Here is a 23,442-nt window from a genome sequence, read left to right as displayed (position 1 = left end):
GATGCTCACCATGGTGATCGACGATTCGCGCGCGATGCGCCTCATTTTGAAGCGGATCGTGGCACAGCTCGGCTTCGACGTGGTCGAGGCGGGCAACGGCCAAGAGGCGATGGACTACCTCACCGCCAACGTTCTCGACGGTGACGGCGAGATCCCCGGCCTGGCGCTGGTCGACTGGAACATGCCCGAGATGAACGGGCTGGAGTTCGTGACCGCGGTCCGTGCCGAGCCCCGCCTGCGCGGGATGACGTTGATGATGGTCACGACGGAGAGCGAACAGAGCCAGATCGTGCGGGCGCTCGCATCGGGCGCGCACGAATACGTGATCAAGCCGTTCACGCCGGACGCGATCATCGACAAGCTGGCACTGCTTGGCCTCGTCCCGAACGGAGTCGCAGCATGACGACGAACCCCACCGAGGATGACCTGAAGGTCATCGCCGAACAGGTCTGGTCCTCCTACCTCGACCTGGACGGCTCCAGTCCGCTGGTGCCGGTCCCCGCGGAGAAACATCAGGCCGACGTCACGGCCTCGGTCTCCGTCACCGGCGCCTGGCGCGGGCACGTTCTCGTCAGCTGCTCCGACGCCGCGTCGAAGAACGTCGCCGCCGCACTGCTGGGCATCGAGTTCGACGACGTCGCCGAGGAGGACGTCGCCGACGCCCTGGGCGAGCTCGCCAACATCATCGGCGGCAACGTGAAGAGCCTGCTGCCGGAGCCCAGCGCACTGTCGCTGCCGCACGTACACGTCGAGGGGACGTCGGGTCGCTACCCGGCGGTCACCGAGGTGTGCCACCTCGACGGCACCTGGATGGACGAGTCGGTCACCGTGACCGTTCTGGAGAGCACCACCGATCTTGCTGGAGCAAGCGCATGAAGATTCTGATCGCCGACGACAGCCGGGTCATGCGGCAGATCGTGACCCGGACCCTTCGCCAGGCCGGCTACGAGGGACACGATCTGGTCGAGGCGTGTGACGGGCAGGAAGCCTTCGACAAGGCCGTGGCGGAGAAGCCTGACCTGGTGCTGTCGGACTGGAACATGCCGCACCTGACCGGCGTCGAGGTCCTGCGGATGCTGCGGGCCAACGGCGTGCAGGTGCCGTTCGGCTTCGTCACGTCCGAGGGCACCCCCGAGATGCGACAGGCGGCAGAGGACGCGGGCGCCCTCTTCCTGGTCACGAAGCCGTTCACAGCGGACACATTCAAGGACGCACTCGACCCAATTTTGGGATGATTTGAGCTATGTCGCATGTTCTGCCCGTTCCTAAGGCGGTCAAAGACCTCTTTGACGACCTTCTCGGCCGGCCGGTCACGGTCAACCCGGCCGAACCGCTCCGATCCGCCGACGTCCCCAAGACCCTGATCGCCCTCTACACCGACGAACGGCAGCAGCTGCTGGCCGTGATCGGGATGGACTTCGCGCTCACCGCCTTCGCCGGCGCCGCGATCGGTCTGATCCCGCCGGGCGGTGCGGAGGCCTGCATCGAGGACAACGAGATCTCCAAGATGATCGGCGAGAACGCCATCGAGGTGTGCAACATCCTCGCCGGCCTGCTCAACCGCGAGGGCGTCCCCCGCCTGAAGCTGTATCAGACGTTCCTGCCAGGGGAGAGCGCGCCGGCGGACGCGGTGAACTGGCTGATGGCACTGGGGCGCCGGCTCGACCTCAAGGTCGACGTCTCGGGATACGGCGCCGGAAAGATCTCGATCACGCTCGCTGGCTGATCGTTGCGGCTGCGGCCTTTGTACCGGTTTTCCGGCGGCCGCAGCCGCATGATCAGCGCCGGAGCGGTTGGGTGGGCGACATCGTGCAAAAAATTGCGTAGACATGCACTACGCTTGCGGGCATGACTCGACGACTCGCTGAGGTGGCGAAGTACGCCGGCGTGAGCGAGGCGACCGTGAGTCGGGTGCTCAACGGCAAGCCCGGCATCTCCGACGCTACCCGCACCGCTGTGCTCACCGCGCTCGACGTGCTGGGCTATGAACGCCCGACGAAACTGCGTGGCGAGCGCGCCCGCCTCGTGGGCCTCGTGCTGCCGGAACTGCAGAACCCGATCTTCCCGGCGTTCGCCGAGGTGGTCGCCGGCGCGCTGTCCAAGCGGGGCTTCACGCCAGTGCTGTGCACCCGGACCGCGGACGGCGTCTCGGAGGCCGACTACGTCGAGATGCTGCTGGACCAGCACGTGTCCGGCATCATCTTCTGCGGCGGGCTCTATCACCAGGCCGCCGCCGAGCACGAGCACTACCACCGCCTGCATGAGCGCGGCCTGCCCGCCGTGCTGGTCAACGCCGCGATCGACGACCTGGGCTTCCCGCGGGTGTCCGTCGACGACGGCCACGCGGTGGACCAGGCGTTCAACCACCTGGTCTCGCTCGGGCACAAGCGCATCGGGCTGATCCTCGGCCCGGCGGACCACGCGCCGTCCAACCGCAAGCTGACCGCCTTCGAGGCGGCCGCGCGGTTCAACGACACCGTGAACGAAGAGGACGTCGAGCGGGTCATCTTCTCCATGGAGGGCGGCCGGGCCGGCGCCACGCGGCTCATCAAGCACGGCGTCACCGGCATCATCTGCGCCAGCGACGTGCAGGCGCTCGGCGCGATCCGGGCGGCCCGCCGGCTGGGCCGCGAGGTGCCCGACGACATCTCCGTGGTCGGTTTCGACGACTCCTTGTTCATGAACTGCACGGATCCGCCGCTGACCACCGTCCGCCAGCCCATCCAGGCGATGGGGCAGGCCGCGGTGACGCTGCTCATCAGTCAGGTCGCCGGCACCCTCGTGCCGACCGAGGAGATGCTTTTCGAGCCCGAGCTCGTCGTGCGGGGCTCCACCGGCGCCCTGAAGGTCGCCGCGCCCAAGCCGACGAAGGCCGCCTCGGCCGCGTAGTTCCTGCGGTGTTCTGAGCGGCTTCCACGCCGCGTGGTTCCGTAGCTGCATGAAGCGCCACGACTCCTGCATGGAGTCGTGGCGCTCTTTCGTTGCGCCCGCAAGCAGTGGTTCGCTGCAAGCCGTGGCACAACCGCCACGCGCGGTCAAGGACTTCTGGCCCTCGCTGCGCGATTTCGGGCGCTTTCGTGCAAGTCAGCAGGCCATGGGAGCGAGTCCATGCAAGCCGCTGCCAGTGGATCATTAAAATTTTGCAACGGACCATGGACTTCTTGTGGCGAGTGAGCCTAATCTCTTGCCTACGCCAGGCCGAAACCCTGACGCGATGCTACGGAAACCGATCAGTAACGCGCCTGAAGCACGTGCGAATACCCACGGCAGCCGACGCGAGGCTGCGCACCCGTGCGGAGCGGTCCAGGTCGGACGCCCCACCGCCCGCACAGCGACTCCGTCCATCCGATCCGCCGGGTCGGCCGGACTTTCTCCACACCCCACCCAACAAGGAGCGACGATGAAGTACTCACGTACCACGATGGCGTTCGCCATCGCGGGTGCGCTTGCGCTCAGCAGCACGCTCGTCGCGTGCGGCGACGACGACAGCAAGGGCGCCGACTCGAACGCCAAGGTCACACTCAACGTCGTGGGTCTGCTCCCCGGCGCCAAGCCCGAGGCGCAGACCGCGCTCGCGGCCGAGGTGGCGGACTTCCAGAAGGAAAACCCGAACATCACGATCCAGACCAAGGATTACGAGTGGAAGGCCACGACGTTCGCGGCCGACCTCGCCGGTGGCACGCTGCCGACGGTGTTCGAGATCCCCTTCACCGACGCGAAGACGCTGATCGCCAACGGCCAGATCGCCGACATGCAGGCGAGCGTGGACACGCTGTCGTACGCGAAGAACTTCAACCCGAACGTTCTGCAGTACGGCCAGGGCCCGGACGGTCACGTCTACGCCATCCCCGCCAAGAGCGTCTACGCGGTCGGCCTGCACTACAACCGTGACCTGTTCACCAAGGCCGGCCTCGACCCGGCCAAGCCGCCGACGACCTGGGACGAGGTCCGCACCGCCGCCAAGGCGATCGCGGAGAAGACCCAGCAGGCCGGCTTCGCGCAGATGGCCAAGGACGGCACCGGCGGCTGGCAGCTGACGGTCGACACCTACGCCCGTGGCGGTCGCCTCGAGGACGGCAAGAAGGCCACCCTCACCAACGACGCCACCAAGGCCTCGCTGCAGTTCCTGAAGGACATGCGCTGGACCGACAACTCCATGGGCGCGAACTTCGACTACGACTGGACCGGCATCAACCAGGCGTTCGCCGCTGGCAAGATCGGCATGTACACCTCGGGTCAGGACGTCTACACGAGCCTGGTGCAGACCAACAACATCGACCCGAAGACCTACGGCCTCACGATGATCCCGCTGACCGGCGGCGACGCCGGCGTCCTCGGCGGTGGCACCATGGCGGCCGTTTCCGCCAAGGCCAACGCCAACGAGAAGGCCGCGGCGATCAAGTGGATCGACTACCACTACCTGCGTAAGTACACCAGCGAGGCCGCCGCGAAGAAGGTTGCGGACATCCAGCTCGCGAGCAAGCAGCCCGTGGGTACCCCTGAGCTGCCGATCTTCTCGCAGCAGCAGTACGAGACGTACCAGGGCTGGATCAAGCCCCTCGTCAACGTGCCGCTGGACCAGATGACCAGCTTCACCAGCAAGGTCTTCCAGGCCAAGGTCGTCAACGAGCCGGCCATCGCCACCCAGGACGTCTACAAGTCGCTCGACTCGGTCGTCCAGGCCGTGCTGACCGACAAGAACGCCAACATCGACCAGCTCCTCACCGACGCCAACACGAAGGCGCAGCGCGCCATCGACTCGGCCGGCTGATCACTCACCACACCATCAACAACCCGCCAGGTGTGGGCCGCGGGGAGACCGGCGGCCCACACCGGGGGCTCTGCCCCTGAAACCAGTACGAGGAGTGGAGTGTCGTGAGTGCATCGGGCGCCCTGCGGCAGACCGGCGGTGCCGCCGGCGGGGGCAACCACGACCCGGGCTCGGTCGGGTCCAGCGGCAGGCGGGTCCGCCGGCGCGACCCCGTGACCTGGGTCCAGCGCGGCGGGCTGAGCTCGCTCCTGTTCGCGCTGCCGCTCCTGATCATCTTCGGGGTTTTCTCATGGTGGCCGATCGTCCGGTCGATCGTCATGAGCTTCCAGAAGACCAACCTCGTCGGGACACCGACCTGGGTCGGCTGGAAGAACTTCGAGTTCGTGCTCACCGACCCCGACCTGCCCACGGCGATCCTCAACACCCTCTACTTCGCACTGCTCGCCCTGGTGTTCGGCTACCCGATCCCGCTCGTCGCCGCGGTGCTGATGAGCTCGGTACGCCGGCGCAAGGGCGTGTTCTCCGTGCTCGCCTACCTCCCGGTCGTGGTGCCGCCGGTCGTCGCCGTGCTGCTGTGGAAGTTCTTCTACGACGGTAGCCCCGGCGGCGTGTTCAACACGATGCTGAGCTACGTCGGGCTCGGCCCGTACTCGTGGCTGTCGAGCCAGTCCCTGGCCATGCCGTCCCTCGTCGTCGAGGCGACCTGGGCCGCCGCCGGCGGGACCGTGATCATCTACCTGGCCGCGCTGCTGAGCGTTCCGGACGAGCTGTACGACGCTGCGGAGGTCGACGGCGCCGGCATCTGGCGCAGGGTGTGGCACGTCAGCATGCCGCAACTGCGCGGCGTCCTGCTCATCACCTTCATCCTGCAGATCATCGGCACCGTCCAGGTGTTCCTGGAGCCGTACCTGTTCACCGGCGGCGGACCCGCGAACGCCACGCTCACGATCCTGCTGATGATCTACGACTATGCGTTCGGCAGGTCCCTGGGCGGCAACTACGGCGCGGCGACGGCACTGTCCGTCATGCTCGCGACGTTCCTGGCGATCCTGTCGCTGGTGTACTTCAAGCTCACATCCGGCTGGAGCAAGTCATGACCGGCCAGCGTAGCGTCTCGGGCCGGTCATCATGGGCCCAGCATCGGGTCGTGCCGACGCCGGAGGCGGCGGCATGACCGGTCAACATAGCTCCGAGGGGAAGAGGACCACCATGACCGTCACCGATCCCAGCGGGCGGCGGCAGGGCACCGGGCCCGTCGTCGCGGGCCCATGGGGGCGGGCGTCCGACGTCGCGGCTCCGATCGGCGCGGCCGGCGTCGCGCGACCGGCCCGCAAGCGCAGGAAGTCCGACTTCGATGGCGGCCGTGGCTACGTCTCGGCGAAGGACTGGCGCAACCCGCGCGTCCGGGCGACCATGGCGACCCTGCACGCGGTCCTGCTCGGGCTGCTCCTGCTGGTCGGCATCGGGCCGATCCTGCTGCTGGCGAAGTACGCGATCACACCCACGCAGGACATCATCCGCACGCCCCTGGCGATCTTCCCGCACGGCGTGCGCCTGGCGAACATCTCCGAGGCGTGGAACGACGTCCAGATCAGCCACTACTTCCTCAACACGATCTGGCTCGCGGCCGGCTCCTGGTTCGTGCAGATGCTCGTCGCGACCACCGGCGGCTACGTGCTGTCCGTCCTGCGGCCCGCCTGGGGCAAGATCGTCAACGGGCTGGTGATCGCGACGCTGTTCGTGCCGAGCGTCGTGCTCCTCGTACCGCTGTACCTCACGATCCTCAACCCGCCGGTCGTCGGCACGTCGATGATCAACAACTTCCTCGCCGTCTGGCTGCCCTCGGGCGCGAGCGCGTTCAACGTGGTGCTCATGACGCGGTTCTTCGACGGCCTCCCGCGCGAGGTGTTCGAGGCGGCCAAGGTCGACGGCGCCAGCACGTTCCGGCTGTTCTGGTCGGTCGTCCTGCCGATGTCCAAGCCCATCCTCGGCGTCGTGTCGGTGTTCGCCACCATCGCCAGCTGGAAGGACTTCCTGTGGCCGATGCTGGTGCTGAAGGACCCGGCCAAGCAGCCGCTGTCGGTGCGCCTGCCCGCGATCGCCTCGCAGACGGACCTCGGCGTGTTCCTCGCCGCTCTCGCGATCTCGACCCTCATCCCGATCGTGTTCTTCATCGCCTTCCAGCGCCTGTTCCTGTCAGGTGCAGGATTGGGTGGGGCCGTGAAGGGATAGCCCGCGACCCTTCGCCAGATCCCGGGGACCGTCCCCGGCCCGCGCCGCCGACAGTCGTGTACAGGCAATCCGAGTGTGAGAAAGCAGGTTCCACGTGGCCGACCAACACCACCAAGCTTGGTGGCGCAGTGCCGCTATCTACCAGGTCTATCTGCGTAGCTTCGCCGACGGCAACGGCGACGGCGTCGGCGACCTGGCGGGCCTGCGTTCCAGACTGCCATACCTGGCCGGCCTCGGTGTCGACGCGATCTGGATCGTGCCGTGGTACCCGTCCCCGCTCGCCGACGGCGGCTACGACGTCGCCGACTTCCGCGCCATCGACCCGATCTTCGGCACCCTCGCGGAAGCCGAGAAGCTGATCGAGGAGGCGCACGCCGCGGGCATCCGCGTCATCTGCGACATCGTGCCCAACCACTGCTCCGACCAGCACGCCTGGTTCCAGAAGGCCCTGGCGTCCGCGCCCGGCTCGCCCGAACGCGACCTGTTCTGGTTCCGCAAGGGTCGCGGCCCGGAGGGCGACCAGCCGCCGACCGACCTGCAGTCCATCTTCGGCGGCCCCGCGTGGACCCGCGTCCCCGACGGCGAGTGGTACCTGCACCTGTTCGCGTCCGAGCAGCCCGACTTCAACTGGGACCACCCGGCCGTCCGCGACGAGTTCGAGGACATCGTGCGGTTCTGGCTCGACCGGGGCATCGACGGCATCCGCATCGACTCCGCCGCCGTGCTCATCAAGGACCCCCTCGTCAGCGACAAGTACGAGGACAACGAGGGCATCCACGACGTCTACCAGAGCTGGCGGCGCATCTCCGACACGTACAGCCCGCCGCGCGCCCTCATCGGCGAGGTGTGGCTGCCCGACCACGAGGCGTTCGCCCGGTACCTGGCCCCGAACGAGCTGCACACCGCCTTCAACTTCGCGTTCCTCAACGCGCCGTGGGAGGCCGAGCGGCTCCGCCACGAGATCGACATGACCCTCGAGGTGCACGCACCGGTCGCCGCGCCCGCCACCTGGGTCCTGAGCAACCATGACGTCACCCGTGAGGTCACCCGCTTCGGCCGCGAGTCGACCAACTTCTCCTTCGCCGAGAAGCGCCGCGACGTGCCGTCCGACCTCGACCTCGGCACCCGCCGGGCGCGTGCCGCCGCGCTGCTCATCATGTCGCTGCCGGGCGCGGTCTACCTGTACCAGGGCGAGGAGCTCGGACTCGAAGAGGTCGAGGACCTCGACGACGCCCTGCGCGAGGACCCGATGTTCCACCGCTCCGGCGGCACCAACCCCGGCCGCGACGGCTGCCGGGTCCCGCTGCCCTGGTCCGGCGAGCAGAGCCCCTTCGGCTTCAGCCCCGCCGACGCCTCTGGCGGGCCGTGGCTGCCGCAGCCCGCGAGCTGGGCCGGCAAGACCGTCGCCGCGCAGGAAGGCGTCCCAGGCTCCTTCCTGGAGCTCTACCGGGACTGCCTGCGCGTCCGCCGGGCCGAACCGTCCCTCGGCGACGGCCCGATGCGCTGGCTCGACTCCGCGCCGGACGTGCTCGCCTTCGCCCGCGACGACACCTTCGCCAACGTCACCAACCTCGGCGCCGCCCCGGCCCCGCTGCCGCCGCACCGCGAGGTGCTCGTCAGCAGCGTGCCGCTCAACGACGACGGCACGCTCCCTCCGGACGCCTCAGCCTGGCTGCGGCTGTCCTGACCCACCGCAGCACCCCGCAGACGCCGCCTGGAACCTGGCGCTGGGCTCCGGCCGCCACCGGGCCCAGCGCCAGCCGGCCAGGCCGGCGTCGCCCATGATCGCCGGGCGGTCGCACAAGTTGGCGGGTGCGACCGCCCGGTCCGCTTTCGCCAGGTGGCGTGCGGGTTTGTGAACGATCTATTTCCCATACTTAACTGTTAACGGCGGAGAGTGGTCGAGCGTTAACTGTTAAGCCGGGGATAGATCTTCCGGTGGTTCGCGTGCCGCCATAACGTCATCGGCAAGGAAAACGAACTTCCTTGTGGAGGCGGCACATGCGTTCCACCCTTACCGTCGCGGCGACATCCCAGCCGTTCAGATGGTGACGCCGGTAATGTCCGGGAACAGAGGCGGGGCGCTGGCCACACCGGCGCCCCGTTGTTCTCAACTGCCCAAGACCATCTGAGCAGCCAACTCAATCCCAATCCCATCGGAACCCGTATCGACCCGGGCCGTAGTCAAGCGCGATCGCGTGGACCGAATTGCCCACGTCGACCTCGTAAGGGGTCACTTGTTCGGTCTGGCCGTCCATCTGCTGGAACTGATAGACGGCCCGCGGCAGCGCGCCCGGGTCGAAACAGACCTCAAGCACGTATTCACGCACCGGAAGCCGAAACTTGCGCTCATAATTGGTCGCCGTCGGAAACGGCGGATAATTGTGCAGCGCATGTTCGGTGATGACCGTCTCGCCCTTGGCGAGCGGGCGGTCGAACAGTAGCTCCGCCAGGAGAAACGCGCTTTCCACGTGCTCGACCACCCGGCCGAGGCGGCAGTTGCGGACCGCGGTCACCAGCGGCAGCGGGTGCTCCAGCTCGTCGAGACGCACGATGACCACGTAGCGGTCGGGGCCATCGGCTTCGGCCCGCAGCACCTGCCGGACCAGAAACGAGACCTCGCCGCGCTCCGGGCCCACGTTGACCCGGTCGTGCTGGCTGAGCCGGGTCAGCCGCTCGTCCCAGCGGGTGTCGACGCCCTGCGCCAGGTCGGTGATGAGGTCCTGCTCGGACCAGAACGCCCCCAGCGCGGGTGCCTCCTGGCTCTTGTGCAGATGCCGCCCGCGCGGGCGCGGAGGCCCCACGAGGGCAGCCAGGGTCCCCGGATCGACCTCCAGGATCTTCTCGAGCTCGGCGAGGGCAGCCAGGGACTCACGCCGCTCCGGGCGGCTCCGTCCCGTCTGCCAGTAACTCAACGTGGCGAGACTCACCGAGAAACCCTCGGCGCGAAGCCGCTCCTGGATGCGTTCCAGTCCCAGGCCCCGTGCCTGGATGGCGTCACGTAGCGCGCCGGCGAAGTCGACCATCAGCCCCCCGGGAGCCATCCTCGCGGTCGGGGCGGGGCGCACGCAAGCGCGCGTTTGCGTAATTGCCGTTTCGGTAACCCGGAGCACATGGGCGAGCGCTGGTACACCGAGAGTGTCATCTATTGCTTGGACGTCGAGACGTTCCAGGACTCCAACGGGGATGGCATCGGTGACTTTCAAGGTCTCATCAGCCGTCTGGACTACCTGACCAGGCTCGGGATCAACTGTCTCTGGTTGCATCCGATCCATCCGACACCCGGTAGGGACGACGGCTACGACGCCACGGACTTCTACAACGTCGATCCGAGGCTGGGCACCCTGGGCGACTTCGCCGAGTTGCTGCACGAGGCGGCGAACCGGGGGATCAAGGTCATCATCGACCTGGTGGTGAATCACACGTCGGACGAGCACCCGTGGTTCCAGTCGGCGGTCGCGTCGAAGGACTCGCCGTATCGGGACTGGTTCGTCTGGGCCGACAAGGAGCCCGCCGACCGCTTCCAGGGGATGGTGTTCCCCGGCGAGCAGGCGGAGACGTGGACGTATCACCGCAAGGCCCGCGCCTGGTACTACCACCGCTTCTACGACTTCCAGCCGGACCTGAACTTCGCCAACCCCCTCGTGCGCACCGAGGTCAAGAAGATCCTCGCGTTCTGGATCCAGCTCGGCGTGGCCGGGTTCCGCATGGACGCGGTGCCGTTCATCATCGAGCTGACGGAGCCGGGCAACAGTCAGAGCCCGATGGACTTCGACTACCTCAGCGAGCTGCGCCAGCACATCCAGTGGCGGCGCGGTGACGCGGTCCTGCTCGCCGAGGCCAACGTAGAGCCGGAGAAGCTGCCGGAGTACTTCGGCGACGCGGGCGGCTCGGCGAACCGCATCCACATGCTCTTCGACTTCATGCTCAACGGCCGCCTGGTGCTCGCCCTGGCGCGGCAGAACCCCGAGCCGGTCATCGACTGGCTGAAGACCACCCCGAAGCTGCCGCCGGGCGGTCAGTGGGCGACGTTCCTGCGCAACCACGACGAGATCGACCTGTCGCGGCTCACCGCCGAGCAGCGCGAGGACGTGTTCGAGCAGTTCGGCCCCGACGAGGACATGCGGCTGTACGACCGGGGCATCCGCCGCCGCCTCGGCCCCATGCTCGGTGGCGACCGGAGCCGCCTTGAGCTTGCCTACTCGCTGCAGTTCACGCTGCGCGGCACCCCGGTGCTGCGTTACGGCGAGGAGATCGGCATGGGGGAGGACCTGACCCAGGCCGGCCGGTACGCCATCCGGACGCCGATGCAGTGGTCCTACGCCACCAACAGCGGCTTCAGCGACGCCGAGCCGATCCGCCCGGTGATCAGCAAGGGCGAGTACGGCTACGAGACCGTCAACGTCACCGCGCAGCGGCGCGACCCGGCGTCGCTGCTGGCGTGGTTCGAGCGGATGATCCGGACCCTGCGGGAGAGCCCCGAGGTCGGCGGCGGCACCTGCGCCTGCGTGGACCAGCCGATGCCGGCGGGGGTCCTCGCCCACCGCGCCGACGGCCCGACCGGCTCGATGCTGTTCCTGCACAACCTCGGCACCGAGGAGGTCACCGTGGACCTGGGCAACCTGGCCAAGGACACGCACCTGCCCAACGACGTCTTCGCCAACCAGGAGTACGAGCCGGTCGGCGACTTCACGCAGCTGCAGCTGTCCGGTTACGGATACCGCTGGATCCGGCTGCGCCGCAGCAACGCCTAGACGCCCCGGATCGCGTCGGGGGTCACGGGACGGCCGAAGTGCCAGCCCTGGCCGAGGTCGCAGCCGAGGGCGGCGAGGCGGGCCGCCTGGTCGGCGGTCTCGATGCCCTCGGCAGTGACGGTCATCTGCAAGGTGTGCGCGAGCCGGATGACCGTCTCCACGATCTGCTCGTCCACGTGGTCGCTGGCCAGGGAGCGGATGCCGGCCATGAAGGCGCCGGCGAGCTTCAGCCCGTGCACCGGCAGGTGGCGCAGGTAGGCGAGGTTGGAGTAGCCGATGCCGAAGTCGTCGATGACGATGCGCACGCCGAGGTCGGCGATGGTGCGCAGGGTCTGGATCGGCTGGCCGGTCGACTGCATGAGCACCGTCTCGGTCAGCTCGAGCTGCAGGTTGGCCGGATCGAGGCCGGTGTCGGCGAGGGCGTGCCGGACGTCGTCGAGCAGCCGCGGGTCGGTGCACTGGCGCGGTGAGACGTTGACGCTGATGAGCAGCGGCGTGTCCGGGTGGGCGCGCTGCCAGTCGGCGGCGACCCGGCAGGACTCGCGCAGCACCCAGCGGCCCAGCGGGTGGATCATGCCGGACTGCTCGGCGACGGGGATGAACGTGTTGGGCGAGACGGTGCCCAGGTCCGGGTGCCGCCACCGCAGCAGCGCCTCAGCGCCGCGCAGCCGGTTGTCGGCGAGGGCCACGAGGGGCTGATACACCAGCTCGAACTCGCCGCGGTCCAGGGCACCGGCGAGCCGGCCGGTCAACCCGTACCGCAGGACCTGCTGGGCGTTGCGCTTGACGTCGAACAGCGCGTAGCGGGCCCGGCCCTCCTCCTTGGCCAGGTAGAGGGTGGCGTCGGCGGCGCGCAGCAGCTCCTCGGGCTCGGCGTCGCGGCACGGCTGCTCGACGATGCCGATGCTCGCCGACACCGACAGCTCGTGACCGTCCAGCCGCACCGGCTTGCTGAGCTCGGCGAGCATCGACTCGGCCAGCTCGGTCAGCTGGCCCGGTCCGCTGCTGTCGCGGACGACCACGACGAACTCGTCGCCGCCGACCCTGGCCACGAAGTGCCCGGCGCCGTTGACGCAGGCCCGGAGCCGGTCGGCGAGGGCGACCAGGAGCCGGTCGCCGGAGCCGTGCCCGAGGGTGTCGTTGATGGTCTTGAACTCGTCGAGGTCCAGGAAGCAGACCCCGATCCGGTCGCGGTCGCCGGCCTCACTGAGCGTGTCGGTGAGGTGCCGGTAGAGCAGGACGCGGTTGGGCAGGCCGGTCAGCGGGTCGTGGTGCGCCTGGTGGTGCAGCTCCAGCTGGAGGCTGTGCTCGGCGTCGGTGAGCGCCCTGGCCCAGGCGCGGCGGATGCGCTCCTGGTCGTCGAGGACGCGCTGGCGTGCGCTGCGGGTGAAGCCGGCCGCGACCGCGCCGAGGATCGCACCGATCCGGTCGTCGTCGGGCTTGCCGTCGGCCGCGGCGGGCAGGCCGGCCAGGACCGCGATCGTGCGCTGCAGCGCCTCGGGGCTGGACAGCCCCACCTGGACGAGCGCGGATCCCACGGCGGTGGCGGGCGTGGGGTCGAAGGGCTCGGAGCGCAGCACGTCGGCGAGCCGCACGACGAGGTCGTCGAAGCGGCCGCGCAGTGCCTCGGCGCCGAGGTCGAGGTAATTGGTCTGGCGGACGGCGGTGACCCACCGGCGCGCGAGGTCGGACAGCGCAGGCTCGATGACGCCATCACCCTGGCCGTCGTCCCCGGTCACCGCATCACCCCTGGCGCGAAGATTACCGTGCCAGGAAGCATTCAAGAATCGACGCTCAGTGGTCTTGTCGAGCCGTTTCGGTGAGGCGTTCCCGGGCCTGTCGGCTCCGCCTGCGGCTTCTCAGCGGGCGGGTGACGGCGCGCCGGTGCTCAGCGGCGGGTGACGGCATGCCGGTGCTCAGCGACGGCGTGCCGGTGCTCAGCGGCGGGTGACGGCGTGCCGGGCGATGGCGCCGACCGTGCGCGAGGTCAGCGTGCCGTCGCCGAGGCCGAGCTCGATCAGGTCGTCGAAGACCGCCTGCCGGCGCTCGGCGGCCCGCACCGCGGCGTTGACGACCCACTGCCGGCCGCCGAGCAGCGCCGCCGCCCGCGAGTGCCGCAGGTGCCGGCCGAGCCGCTCCTGGAACGCGGCGGCGTACCGACGTCCCGGCGCGTCCCCGGGTGCCGCCGCGGCAGCACCCGCCAGGGCGCCGGAGAGCACCGCGTAGAAGATCCCCTCCCCGGTGAACGGGTTGATCAGCGACAGGGCGTCACCGGCCAGCAGGAGCCTTCCACGGGCCGGCGCCGGGCGCCGGGTCGACAGCGGCAGGTGGTGCGCGCGCAGCCCGGTCGCGGCCGCGACGTCCACGTCGGGCAGCAGCGCCGCCAGCCGGTCCAGCAGGTGCGCGCGGGAGATCGACCGGCCGCGCAGGACCTCGCCGTAGCCGATGTTGGCGGTGCCGTCGCCGATCGGGAACACCCACGCATACGCCGGCCACTCCCGCGACGCGGTGACGATCCGCTGCTCGGCGACACCCTCGGCGGAGCCCGCCGGGACGGGCGCGTAGCCGCGGATGGCGAGCGCCAGGTGGCCGGGGCCGTTCGGCGGCTGACCGAGCGCCTTGCGCACCACCGAATACGCGCCGTCGGCGCCGATGACCGCACCCGCCGACACCACACCGTCGAGGACGACCCGGGCGCCGCGCTCCTCGATCCGGCGCACCGTGTGCCGGCGCAGCACGGCACCGGCCGCCACCGCGGCGTCCACGATCCGCTGGTCCAGTCTCAGCCGCGGGATGGTGTACGCGGGACGCGCGTGCGCCCTGGCGACCGCTCCGCCCGCGGGGCCGACGAGCCGCAACGAGGGCACCGGCGCGAACCCGTCCTCGACGCCGGTCACCCCGAGCCCGGCGAGCACGTCGAGGGCGTGCGGGGCCACCCCGTCACCGCACGGCTTGTCCCGCGGGAAGTCGGCCTTGTCCAGCAGCAGCACGCTCGCGCCGGCCCGCCGCGCGGCGAGCGCCGCCGCCGCACCCGCCGGCCCGGCCCCGACCACCACGACGTCGAACTCGTCCATGGCGGCAACTGTGCCACTACCGCGCCTCCGGGACCGTGTGCACGCCCGCCGCGGAACCCTTCGACTTGAGCATCATGATGAACGCCAGGACGCGGGCGACGGCCCCGAAGAACTCCGCCGGGATCTCGTCGCCGATGTCGCACGCCCCGTACAGCGCCCGGGCGAGCGGCACGTCCTCGACCATCGGCACCCGGTGCTCGCCGGCGACCTCGCGGATCTTCAGGGCGATCACACCCATGCCCTTGGCCACCACCCGCGGCGCGCCCTTCGTCGGGTCGTAGCGCAGCGCCACCGACACGTGCGTCGGGTTGACCACCACGACGTCGGCCTTCGGCACGTCGGACATCATCCGGCTGCGGGCCATCTCGTGCTGCCGCTGCCGGATCTGGCCCTTGACGTGCGGGTCGCCCTCGGACTTGCGGTGCTCCTCCTTGACCTCCTCCTTCGACATCTTCAGCTGCTTGTTGGTCCGCCGCTTCGCCACGAAGTAGTCGGCGAAGGCGAGCACGAGACCGGTCGCCGCGGCGACCCGGATGACCTGCAGCACGGTGTCGGCGACCAGGCCGATGATGGTCTGCAACGGCATCGCCGTCGCTCCGAGCAGCGTCGGGATCAGCGTCTGCATCGTGTTGTAGACGACCAGGCCCAGGATGACGACCTTGGCGAGGGACTTGACGCTCTCCCAGGCTGCCTGCCCGCCGAAGGTCCGCTTCAGGCCCTTGAGCGGGTTGAGCTTCTTGAAGTCCGGCTTGAGGGTCTTGGTCGCGGGGCGCAGGCCGCCCTGGGCGGCGGTGGCGAGGATCGCGAACACGAACAGGCCGACGGTGATCGGCGCGGCCAGGATCACCATGTCCGTCGCGCCGGCCTTGAGCAGCTCCAGGGCCTTCGCCGGCTCCGGGTCGACGAACGCCTGCGTGCTGCGCGTGAACAGCGCCTGGGTCCGCGCCATGATGGCCCGGGCCGTCATCGGCAGCAGCATGCTGGCCAGCAGCACCCCGCCCCACGCACCCAGATCCGGCGTGCGGGCCCGGGTGCCGTCACGCCGCGCCTGCCGTTTCTTCTGCTCGGTAGGCTGCTCGGTCTTCTCGCCACCAGCCATGGCCCGGCCCTAACGGCCCAGTGCCCCCTCGATGGTCCGCATCGACCAGCCGACCGCCGACAGGTACGCCTTCGCCAGGTCCGCCGAGGACACCGGGGCGGCCGCCAGGGCGTGCTCGTCGGCGACCTCGTACGCCCGCACGATCGACAGCACCTGGCCGAGCCGGCCGTGCCCGTCGACGAGCGCGTCGGCCACCTCCACGGTCAGCGGCAACCGGTTGACCAGCTCCGCGACCGGCTCCGAGATGAGCTCCGCGACGCCGGCGAGCAGCCCGACGGTGAACGCCGCCTCGCCCTGCAGGCCCAGCCGCTCCGCGACGGTCTGGCACAGCCGCGCCCGGGCCATCGTCGTGGACAGCTGGTCCTCGGTCGCGGACTCCGCCACGTCACTGACCAGCATCAGCGCCGCCCACTGGCGGATCTTCGCCGAACCGAGCAGCACGACCGCGTCGCGGACCGACGCGACCTTGCGCGGCAGGCCGGACGCGGCGGAGTTGGTCGCCCGCAGCACACGGTAGGACAGCGCCGGGTCGCTCTGCACGATCGCGGACACCTTCGCGATGTCGGCGTCCTCCGCGGTGACCGCGCCGAGCAGCTCGAGGCGGCGCAGCCGCGACGGTGACAGCGCGACCGCCGTCAGCACCTGCGGGCGGCCGACCGCGTACCCCTGCAGCAGGTCGAAGCCGAGCCGCTGCGCGAGCAGGATGTGCTCCTCGGTCTCCACCCGCTCCGCGACGAGCTTGATGCCGGGGTACCGCCGGCACTGGGCCACCACCTCGGTCAGCTCGTCCGGCTCGCGGATGAGCAGGTCCAGCTTCACGTAGGAGGCGAGCCCCAGCAGCCGCTCGTGGCCGAGACCGAACACGAAGTCGTCGAGGGCGATCTCGTACCCCTGCTGCACCAGCCGCGCGGTCCCGGCGAGCACCGCGTCGTCGATCTCGACGGTCTCCAGGATCTCCAGGATGGCGTGGTCCGGGTCGAAGGGCAGCGGCAGCTCACCGACGAGGAAGTCGCGGGTCAGGTTGATGAAGCACTTGCGCCCGCCGACGAGCTGCTCCAGGCCGAACTCGGTGAAGGCGTTGACGATGACCTGGCTGGTGGCGTACGCGCTGCGCCGGGACGCCTCGACCTCGTCCGCCGCACCGCGGAACAGCAGTTCGTAGCCGACGACGTGCCCGGCCCAGTCGTAGAGCGGCTGGCGGCCGATGTGCACGAGCTGCGTCGAGTCGGGGGAGGTCGTTGCGGGCTGCACGTCCCGAACGATCGGCACCGGGCGCTGCAACCAAAGGAAAACCCTCAGAACTACCCGTACAGCACCGATCAGGGGATCGCGTCACATCAGAAAGACGGGGAGAGCGTGCCCAAACGCCTGTCGCAGTTCGTCGTGCCCATCGGCATCGTGATGATCATCCTCATGATGGTCGTGCCGTTGCCGGCCTTCCTGCTGGACATGCTGATCGCCGCGAACATCACCCTGGCGCTCGTGATCGTGCTGGTCAGCATGTACGTGAAGCGGCCGCTGGAATTCTCCTCGTTCCCGTCGCTGCTGCTGATCGCGACCCTGTTCCGCCTGGCGCTCAACATCAGCGCGACCCGGCTCGTGCTCACCGACGGCTTCGCCGGCGCCGTCATCGACGCGTTCGGCCACTTCGTGGTCGGCGGTTCGCTCATCGTCGGCCTGGTCATCTTCCTGATCCTGTTCATCGTGCAGTTCATGGTCGTCACCAAGGGTGCGGAACGCGTCGCGGAGGTGGGCGCCCGCTTCACCCTCGACGCGATGCCGGGCAAGCAGATGGCGATCGACGCCGACCTCAACGCCGGTCTCATCGACGAGGTGACGGCCCGCAAGCGGCGCACCGAGATCACCTCGGAGGCGAGCTTCTACGGCGCCATGGACGGCGCGTCGAAGTTCGTCAAGGGCGACGCGATCGCCGCCATCATCATCACCCTGGTCAACCTCATCGGCGGGTTCGCGATCGGCATGCTGCAGCGCGGGCTGTCGCCGGCCGACTCGATCGCGACCTACTCGCTGCTGTCCGTCGGTGACGGCCTGGTCTCGCAGATCCCGGCGCTGCTGCTGTCGGTGGCGACGGGCCTCATCGTGACCCGCTCCGCCAACGACGGCGACATGGGCACCACGGTCAGCAAGCAGCTGAGCCAGAACCGCCGCGCGTTGCAGATCGGCGGCGGCGCGGCGCTCGCGCTGTGCCTGATTCCGGGGCTGCCGAAGCTGCCCTTCCTGCTCGTCGGCGCCGTGGTGCTGATCGTCGCGCAGCGCCTGCCGAAACCGGTCAGCGAGGAGGACGCGCAGGCCGCCGCCGAGGCGCAGGCCGAACCGCCGCCGCCGGACCCGACCGAGACGCTGCTCGGCGAGATGCGCGTCGACCCGCTCGAGCTCGCCCTCGCCCCCGACCTCGTCGACCTCGTCGACGCCAGCGGCGGCGACCTCCTCGAACGCGTCCGGGCGTTGCGCCGCAAGGTCGCCCTCGAGCTCGGCATCGTCATGCCGCCCGTGCGGACCCGCGACGACCTGGAGCTGCCGCTGTCCACCTACGCGGTGCGCATCAGCGGCGTCGAGGTCGGCCGCGGCCAGGCCCCGCCCGGCACCGTCCTGGCCATCGGCGACGGCCTGGAGTTCCTGCCCGGGCGGGCCGGCGTCGAACCCGTATTCGGCCTGGCCGGCAAGTGGGTCCCGGCGGAGCTGCGGCACCAGGCCGACCTCACCGGCGCCACGGTCGTGGACCGGGCCTCGGTCATCATCACGCACCTGGCCGAGATCGTCCGCATCCACGCCAGCCGCCTGCTCGGCCGCGAGGACGTCCGCGCCCTCACCGAGATCGTCAAACGCACGCACCCCGTGGTGGTGGAGGAGCTGACCCCGTCGGCGCTCAGCCTCGGCCAGATCCAGCGGGTGCTGCAGACGATGCTGGACGAGGGCGTGCCGATCCGCGACCTCGTGCGCATCTTCGAATCGCTGTCGCTGCAGGCGAAACAGTCCACCGACCCCGACTCGCTGGTCGAGGCGGCGCGCGCGTCGCTCGGGCCGGCGATCGCCGCCCGGTATTCGCACGACGGCACGCTCACCGCGATCACGCTCGACCCCCGCCTCGAGCAGCAGCTGCTGGAGGCGCTGCGCCCCACCGACAGCGGACTGCAGTTGCTGATCGACACGGCCCGCGCCGAGTCGATGCTCGCCGACCTCACCAGAATCACCGAACTCGGCGAGGAACGCGGCGCCAGTCCCGTCCTTGTCTGCTCACCGCAACTGCGCAACGCACTGCGAAAGCTGGTGCAGATGGCGCTGCCGCGTTTGCCGGTTCTCTCTTACTCAGAGATCGCCGGGAGTACGCTGCGGATTGAGACCATTGGGGTGGTGAATGGTGCCTACCCGGTTGCTGCTTGAGGGTCGTGACCTCGAAGAACTGCTTGCGCAGGTCCGCGCCGAGCACGGGCCGGACGCTGTCATCGTCTCCGCCGAGAAAGTGCGCACCGGCGGTGTCGGTGGCCTATTCGGCACTCAGAAATACGAGCTGACGGTGGAGGTCCCGGATGCCGCTTCGACAACTCAATCATCCGACCGACCCGCCCGCAAAGGCGACACGCCGAATCGTTCGCTGAGTATCCAGGATCTGGCCGCGATGGCGGACGCCGCCGAATCGCAGGGCAGGAATCCGACGTTTGCCGACGTGCTCGCCGGCGTCCGGGACGGCGGTCCGCCGAGGCCGCCGAACGCCGCCGACCCGCGCGACGGCGGCGGGCCGCCGTCCCGGGCGCCGACCGCGGCCGACGCGCTGAACCGGCTCCTGTCCGACGCGCCGCCCGCCGAGGCCAACAGTGGCGCGCCCTCGGTGCGGCCGTTCCGGCCGGCGGCCAACCAGCCGATCGCGAAGCTCGGCGTCCGGCAGGTGAACGCCGACCCGCGGTTCGAGCAGCGCCCCGACCTGCCCCGTCCCGATCTTCCCCGCCCCGAAATGCCGCAGCCGCAGCGGTTTCAGCCGCCGCCCGTCGATCCCCGGGCAATGCCGTGGGGATCCGCGGGCGACGGCGGGAACCGGCCCGAACAGACGCGGATGGACCCGCGACGGCGCGCACCACAGCGCCCGAACCCGCCCCGCCCACAGCTGTCCGACCCTGAAACCGAATTCTGGCAGGAGTCCCCAATGCCTGTTGAAGCCACCGCCACCGTGGAGAAGCCGCGGACACCGGACCAGAGCGAACGGCTGGCCGGCGCCTACAACCCGCACCCCGCGCCGCCGGCCGCCGCGCAGGCGGCCGAGCGCGCCGCCCCTGCCGCGGAGCGCACGGTCGCCGAACGTCCCGCCGCCGTCGCCGTCGAGCGTCCGGCCGTCGAGCGGCCCGCCGCGGAGAAGCCCGAGCGGCAGGCCGCGCTGGGTCGCCGGCTCCAGTCGCTGGGCGTGCCGACCGACATCGCGTTCCGGGCCACCGCCGCCGACACGTACACCGCCGTCGTCGACGCGTTCTCGGCGCTGCCGGTCGCCGAGGCGGCGCCCGACGGCCCAGGGGAGACGCTCATCGTCGTCGGCGAGTCGACCCACGCCGTCGAGGTGGCCCGGTGGGTCGCCGAGGCGCAGCGCCTCGACACCAGCCACATCCTGTTCGCCGGGCGCAACGCCGCCGCCGCGGGCATCGAGGCGAAGCGCCGCATCACGGGCGCGCACGACGCCCGTCTCTGGGCCAAGAAGCTGCGCAAGTCCGACGCGCCGAGCGTTGTGGCGGTCGAGGCGGCGCTGGACGAGTCCGCCTGGGCCGCCGCGATCGTCGAGGCGGTCCGGCCCGTCGCGGTGTGGGTCGTCGTCGACGCCAGCCGCAAGACCTCCGACGTCGCCCATCACCTGCAGGGCCTGCGCCGCGTCGACGCGATCTGCCTGCGCGGCACGATGTCCAGCGGCGACCCGGCCAGCCCGCTGTCGCTGCGCCTGCCGGTCGCCCTGCTCGACGGCCGCCCGTCCACCCCGTTCCAGTGGGCCGCGATGCTCTGTGAGCGCCTGAGCCTGGTGGGCGGCTGACGTGCTCGGCATGGCGCGGTTCTCCACGCTGTTCCTGGCGTTGCTGATCGCGTCGCCCGCGCTGTACGCCACCTTCGTCACCCACCAGCTCGACCTGGAGACCGGCCTGCTGCGGCTGCTGATCGCCGTGCCCGTGGCGGCCGTCATGCTGGCCCTGTTCCGGCTGGTCACCGGCGGCTACGGCCGCCCCGGGGACCGGAAGAAGGACCCCGAGCCCGGCTCCGACACGGACGAGGAGCCGCTGCGCGCCGAGGCGGTGGCCGGCGACCCGTTCCCGCAGCGCCGCGCCGAGGACGCCCCCTGACCCAGCCCCCGCCGTCGGGGCCGCGCGGCAGGGTCAGGCGGCGAGCAGGCGCAGGACCAGGGTGAGCGAGCGGTCGGTCAGGTTGGCCACCGCGTTCGGCAGCAGCATCATCGCGGTGCCCACGATGGTCAGAGTGAGCAGCACCTTGGCGGGGAAGCCGAACGAGAACGGGTTCAGTGCCGGCGCCGCGCGGGTCAGCAGGCCCAGCGCGACGTCCACGGCCAGCATGATGGCGATCAACGGCGCCGCGATCTGCAGTCCCGCCAGGAACATGTCGCCCATGCCGCCGTTGATGATGTCGGCGAAGGTCCGCAGCGAGAGCGCGTCGTTGAGCGGGATCGCGGTGTACGAGCGCGCGAACCCCCGCAGGATCAGCTGGTGGGAGTCGGTGGCGAACATGAGCGCCATGCCGATGAGGTTGTAGAGGCGGCCGAAGACGGAGTTGCCCTGCTGCGAGAACGGGTCCATCGAGAAGGCGAGGCTGAAGCCGCCGACGAGGTCGATGAGGTTGCCCGCGACCTGCACGGCGGCGAAGAGCAGCGCGGTGATGAACGCGAGGGCGGCGCCGACGACGGCCTGCTCGACGGCGTTGGCGAGGAGCACCCCGGCGGACATGCCGGCGGGGATCTGCGGGGCGAGGCGCGGGGCGAGCGGCAGCGCGATCGCCACCGACAGCAGGGCCTTCACGGGCGCGGGCGCGCCCCGGTTGTTGAACGGCGGGCACAGGGCGAGCCACACGCCGGCCCGGATCGAGCCGAGCAGGATCGCCAGGACCGTGCTCAGCGGCACGGTGTAGGTGTCAGGCACCTTTGATCAGGTCGGGGATCTGGGCGTACAGCTGCTCGGTGTAGCTGATCATCTCGTGCAGCATCCAGTTGCCGGTGAAGAGCAGGGCGAGCCCGATCGCGGCGGCCTTCGGCACGAAGGACAGGGTCGACTCCTGGATCTGGGTGACGGACTGGAAGAGCGAGATGGCGAAGCCGACGATGAGGGCGGTGAGCAGGATCGGCGCGCCGAGTTTCGCGGCGATCGTCATGGCCTGCAGGCCGAGTTCGATGATCTTGGTGTCGGTCATGCGAGGTGCACCTCGTCAGTGGTAGCTGGCCACGAGCGCGGTGAGGATCAGCCCCCACCCGTTGACCAGGACGAACAGCAGGAGCTTGAACGGCAGGGCGATGGTGACCGGCGGCAGCATCATCATGCCCAGCGACATGAGGGCCGCCGAGACGACCATGTCGATGACCAGGAACGGGATGTAGATGACGAAGCCGATGATGAACGCGGCCCGCAGCTCCGACAGGACGAACGCGGGCACCAGCGTGGACAGCGGCACGTCGTCCTTGTTTTTCGGCAGGGGACGGTCGGCGATCTTGGTGAAGAGCGCGATCTCGTCCTTGCGGGTCTGCTTGAGCATGAACGTCTCGAGTGGCTTGACCCCGTCCTTGAAGGCCACCGACTGACTCTTCTCTCCCTTCAGGTAGGGCTGGATCCCGACGTCGTTCACCTCGGAGATGACCGGCGACATGATGAACAGGCTGACGAACAGCGCCATGCCGGCCATCACCTGGTTGGGCGGCACGTTGCTGAGGCCGAGCGCGTTGCGGGTGATCGACAGGACCACGAAGACCTTGGTGAAGCTGGTCGTCATCAGCAGCAGCGACGGCGCGATCGACAGCAGGGTCAGCAGGATGATGATGGTGATCGACTGGCTGGGCTGCACGCCGCCGACGTCGATGTTGACGGTGCCGTCAGGCGGGCTGGGCGACACCGGCGGCTTCGGCGTCGGCGCGGCGAGGGCGACGCCGGGCAGTAGCAGCACCGCGCAGAAGGCGGCTGCGGTGACGACCGGAGCTCTCATCGCAGGAACCGCCACGCGTCTCTGGAGAACAGCGAGCCGGCGAGCGGCGATGGCGACACGTCCTGCGGCGGCGCCTCGAACAGGTGCGCGTCGGCGTCGGCGAGCAGCGACACGCCCGCGTCGCTGACGCCGAGGACCAGGGCCCGGTCGGCGACCTTGATGACCGCGACCGACGCGCCCCGGCTGAGCTGCTGACGGGCGAGCACGGTGAGCACCCCGGCGCCGCGGCTGCCCACCCCGCGCCGAGCCAGCCGCGCGAGCGCCCAGAGTAGTACGAATACCGCTGTGAGTGAGCACAGGACGCGCAATGCCAGCTCGATCATG

22 protein-coding genes are annotated in these 23,442 nt (G+C 69.8%); 13 read left to right on the top strand and 9 right to left on the bottom strand.

Annotation, left to right across the window (positions count from 1 at the left end):
* Position 1: 1 nt before the first annotated feature.
* From AB0K00_RS39030 to AB0K00_RS38990, 9 genes are all read left to right on the top strand, one after another.
* The gene (locus AB0K00_RS39030) at positions 2-403 is read left to right on the top strand and encodes a response regulator (protein WP_327008657.1); all 402 of its coding nucleotides are present in this window, start codon (positions 2-4) and stop codon (positions 401-403) included.
* The gene (locus AB0K00_RS39025; RefSeq protein ID WP_363531631.1) at positions 400-876 is read left to right on the top strand and encodes a chemotaxis protein CheX; all 477 of its coding nucleotides are present in this window, start codon (positions 400-402) and stop codon (positions 874-876) included. Before AB0K00_RS39030 ends, AB0K00_RS39025 begins: the two co-directional genes overlap by 4 nt.
* Positions 873-1,235, top strand: a complete 363-nt coding sequence (locus tag AB0K00_RS39020; RefSeq protein ID WP_363531628.1) for a response regulator — start codon at positions 873-875, stop codon at positions 1,233-1,235. Before AB0K00_RS39025 ends, AB0K00_RS39020 begins: the two co-directional genes overlap by 4 nt.
* An 8-nt stretch (positions 1,236-1,243) precedes the next feature.
* A complete protein-coding gene (locus AB0K00_RS39015) occupies positions 1,244-1,726 on the top strand; it encodes a hypothetical protein (protein ID WP_363531625.1) in 483 nt (160 codons plus the stop codon).
* 122 nt (positions 1,727-1,848) lie between these two features.
* A complete protein-coding gene (locus tag AB0K00_RS39010) occupies positions 1,849-2,889 on the top strand; it encodes a LacI family DNA-binding transcriptional regulator (RefSeq protein ID WP_363531622.1) in 1,041 nt (346 codons plus the stop codon).
* Between the two features lie 511 nt (positions 2,890-3,400).
* Positions 3,401-4,771 carry an extracellular solute-binding protein gene (locus AB0K00_RS39005; RefSeq protein WP_363531619.1) on the top strand — a complete coding sequence of 457 codons (1,371 nt, stop codon included), beginning with the start codon at positions 3,401-3,403 and terminating at the stop codon, positions 4,769-4,771.
* A 104-nt stretch (positions 4,772-4,875) separates the two neighbouring features.
* Positions 4,876-5,868: a sugar ABC transporter permease gene (locus tag AB0K00_RS39000; protein WP_363531616.1), complete on the top strand. Its 993-nt coding sequence runs from the start codon at positions 4,876-4,878 to the stop codon at positions 5,866-5,868.
* A 112-nt stretch (positions 5,869-5,980) separates the two neighbouring features.
* Complete coding sequence (locus AB0K00_RS38995) at positions 5,981-7,003, top strand: carbohydrate ABC transporter permease (RefSeq protein ID WP_363531613.1); 1,023 nt, start codon at positions 5,981-5,983, stop codon at positions 7,001-7,003.
* A 94-nt stretch (positions 7,004-7,097) separates the two neighbouring features.
* On the top strand, positions 7,098-8,690 hold the full coding sequence (locus AB0K00_RS38990; RefSeq protein WP_363531610.1) for an alpha-amylase family glycosyl hydrolase: 1,593 nt from the start codon (positions 7,098-7,100) through the stop codon (positions 8,688-8,690).
* Positions 8,691-9,144: 454 nt separating this feature from the next.
* Here AB0K00_RS38990 and AB0K00_RS38985 read toward each other — a convergent pair whose 3' ends face one another.
* On the bottom strand, positions 9,145-10,029 hold the full coding sequence (locus tag AB0K00_RS38985) for a helix-turn-helix transcriptional regulator (protein ID WP_363531608.1): 885 nt from the start codon (positions 10,027-10,029) through the stop codon (positions 9,145-9,147).
* An 87-nt stretch (positions 10,030-10,116) separates the two neighbouring features.
* Between AB0K00_RS38985 and AB0K00_RS38980 the strand changes: the two genes are divergently transcribed.
* A complete protein-coding gene (locus AB0K00_RS38980) occupies positions 10,117-11,757 on the top strand; it encodes an alpha-amylase family protein (protein ID WP_363531605.1) in 1,641 nt (546 codons plus the stop codon).
* Here AB0K00_RS38980 and AB0K00_RS38975 read toward each other — a convergent pair.
* The 4 genes from AB0K00_RS38975 to AB0K00_RS38960 all read right to left on the bottom strand — a co-directional run bounded on the left by AB0K00_RS38975 (position 11,754) and on the right by AB0K00_RS38960 (position 17,181).
* Positions 11,754-13,496 (bottom strand): EAL domain-containing protein, encoded by a 1,743-nt coding sequence (locus tag AB0K00_RS38975; protein ID WP_363531603.1) that lies wholly within the window; start codon positions 13,494-13,496, stop codon positions 11,754-11,756. The genes AB0K00_RS38980 and AB0K00_RS38975 overlap by 4 nt on opposite strands.
* 198 nt (positions 13,497-13,694) lie before the next feature.
* Entirely contained in the window at positions 13,695-14,831 is a 1,137-nt protein-coding gene (locus AB0K00_RS38970; protein ID WP_363531600.1) for a geranylgeranyl reductase family protein, read from the bottom strand.
* A 16-nt stretch (positions 14,832-14,847) separates the two neighbouring features.
* On the bottom strand, positions 14,848-15,930 hold the full coding sequence (locus tag AB0K00_RS38965; protein WP_363531597.1) for an EscU/YscU/HrcU family type III secretion system export apparatus switch protein: 1,083 nt from the start codon (positions 15,928-15,930) through the stop codon (positions 14,848-14,850).
* A gap of 9 nt (positions 15,931-15,939) precedes the next feature.
* Complete coding sequence (locus tag AB0K00_RS38960) at positions 15,940-17,181, bottom strand: HDOD domain-containing protein (RefSeq protein ID WP_363531594.1); 1,242 nt, start codon at positions 17,179-17,181, stop codon at positions 15,940-15,942.
* A 105-nt stretch (positions 17,182-17,286) separates the two neighbouring features.
* Between AB0K00_RS38960 and flhA the strand changes: the two genes are divergently transcribed.
* From flhA to AB0K00_RS38945, 3 genes are all read left to right on the top strand, one after another.
* The gene (gene flhA / locus AB0K00_RS38955; RefSeq protein ID WP_363531591.1) at positions 17,287-19,332 is read left to right on the top strand and encodes a flagellar biosynthesis protein FlhA; all 2,046 of its coding nucleotides are present in this window, start codon (positions 17,287-17,289) and stop codon (positions 19,330-19,332) included.
* Between the two features lie 235 nt (positions 19,333-19,567).
* Positions 19,568-20,956 (top strand): hypothetical protein, encoded by a 1,389-nt coding sequence (locus AB0K00_RS38950; RefSeq protein WP_363531588.1) that lies wholly within the window; start codon positions 19,568-19,570, stop codon positions 20,954-20,956.
* Positions 20,957-20,966: 10 nt separating this feature from the next.
* The gene (locus AB0K00_RS38945; RefSeq protein ID WP_363531585.1) at positions 20,967-21,260 is read left to right on the top strand and encodes a hypothetical protein; all 294 of its coding nucleotides are present in this window, start codon (positions 20,967-20,969) and stop codon (positions 21,258-21,260) included.
* 33 nt (positions 21,261-21,293) lie between these two features.
* Here the strand turns inward: AB0K00_RS38945 and AB0K00_RS38940 are convergent, their stop codons facing one another.
* Genes AB0K00_RS38940 through AB0K00_RS38925 form a run of 4 tightly spaced genes read right to left on the bottom strand, consistent with a single transcriptional unit; the run spans position 21,294 to position 23,441 of the window.
* Positions 21,294-22,067 (bottom strand): flagellar biosynthetic protein FliR, encoded by a 774-nt coding sequence (locus AB0K00_RS38940; RefSeq protein ID WP_363531582.1) that lies wholly within the window; start codon positions 22,065-22,067, stop codon positions 21,294-21,296.
* A complete protein-coding gene (gene fliQ, locus AB0K00_RS38935; RefSeq protein ID WP_327008678.1) occupies positions 22,060-22,335 on the bottom strand; it encodes a flagellar biosynthesis protein FliQ in 276 nt (91 codons plus the stop codon). The genes AB0K00_RS38940 and fliQ overlap by 8 nt, the downstream gene beginning before the upstream one ends.
* 15 nt (positions 22,336-22,350) lie before the next feature.
* Complete coding sequence (gene fliP / locus AB0K00_RS38930) at positions 22,351-23,118, bottom strand: flagellar type III secretion system pore protein FliP (RefSeq protein ID WP_363531579.1); 768 nt, start codon at positions 23,116-23,118, stop codon at positions 22,351-22,353.
* Positions 23,115-23,441, bottom strand: coding sequence for a flagellar biosynthetic protein FliO (locus AB0K00_RS38925; protein ID WP_363531576.1), 327 nt, complete (start codon positions 23,439-23,441; stop codon positions 23,115-23,117). The genes fliP and AB0K00_RS38925 overlap by 4 nt, the downstream gene beginning before the upstream one ends.
* Position 23,442 lies beyond the last annotated feature (1 nt).

The organism is Dactylosporangium sp. NPDC049525, assembly GCF_040676755.1.
Lineage (GTDB): Bacteria > Actinomycetota > Actinomycetes > Mycobacteriales > Micromonosporaceae > Dactylosporangium.
This window is presented reverse-complemented; position numbering and strand designations above follow the sequence as displayed.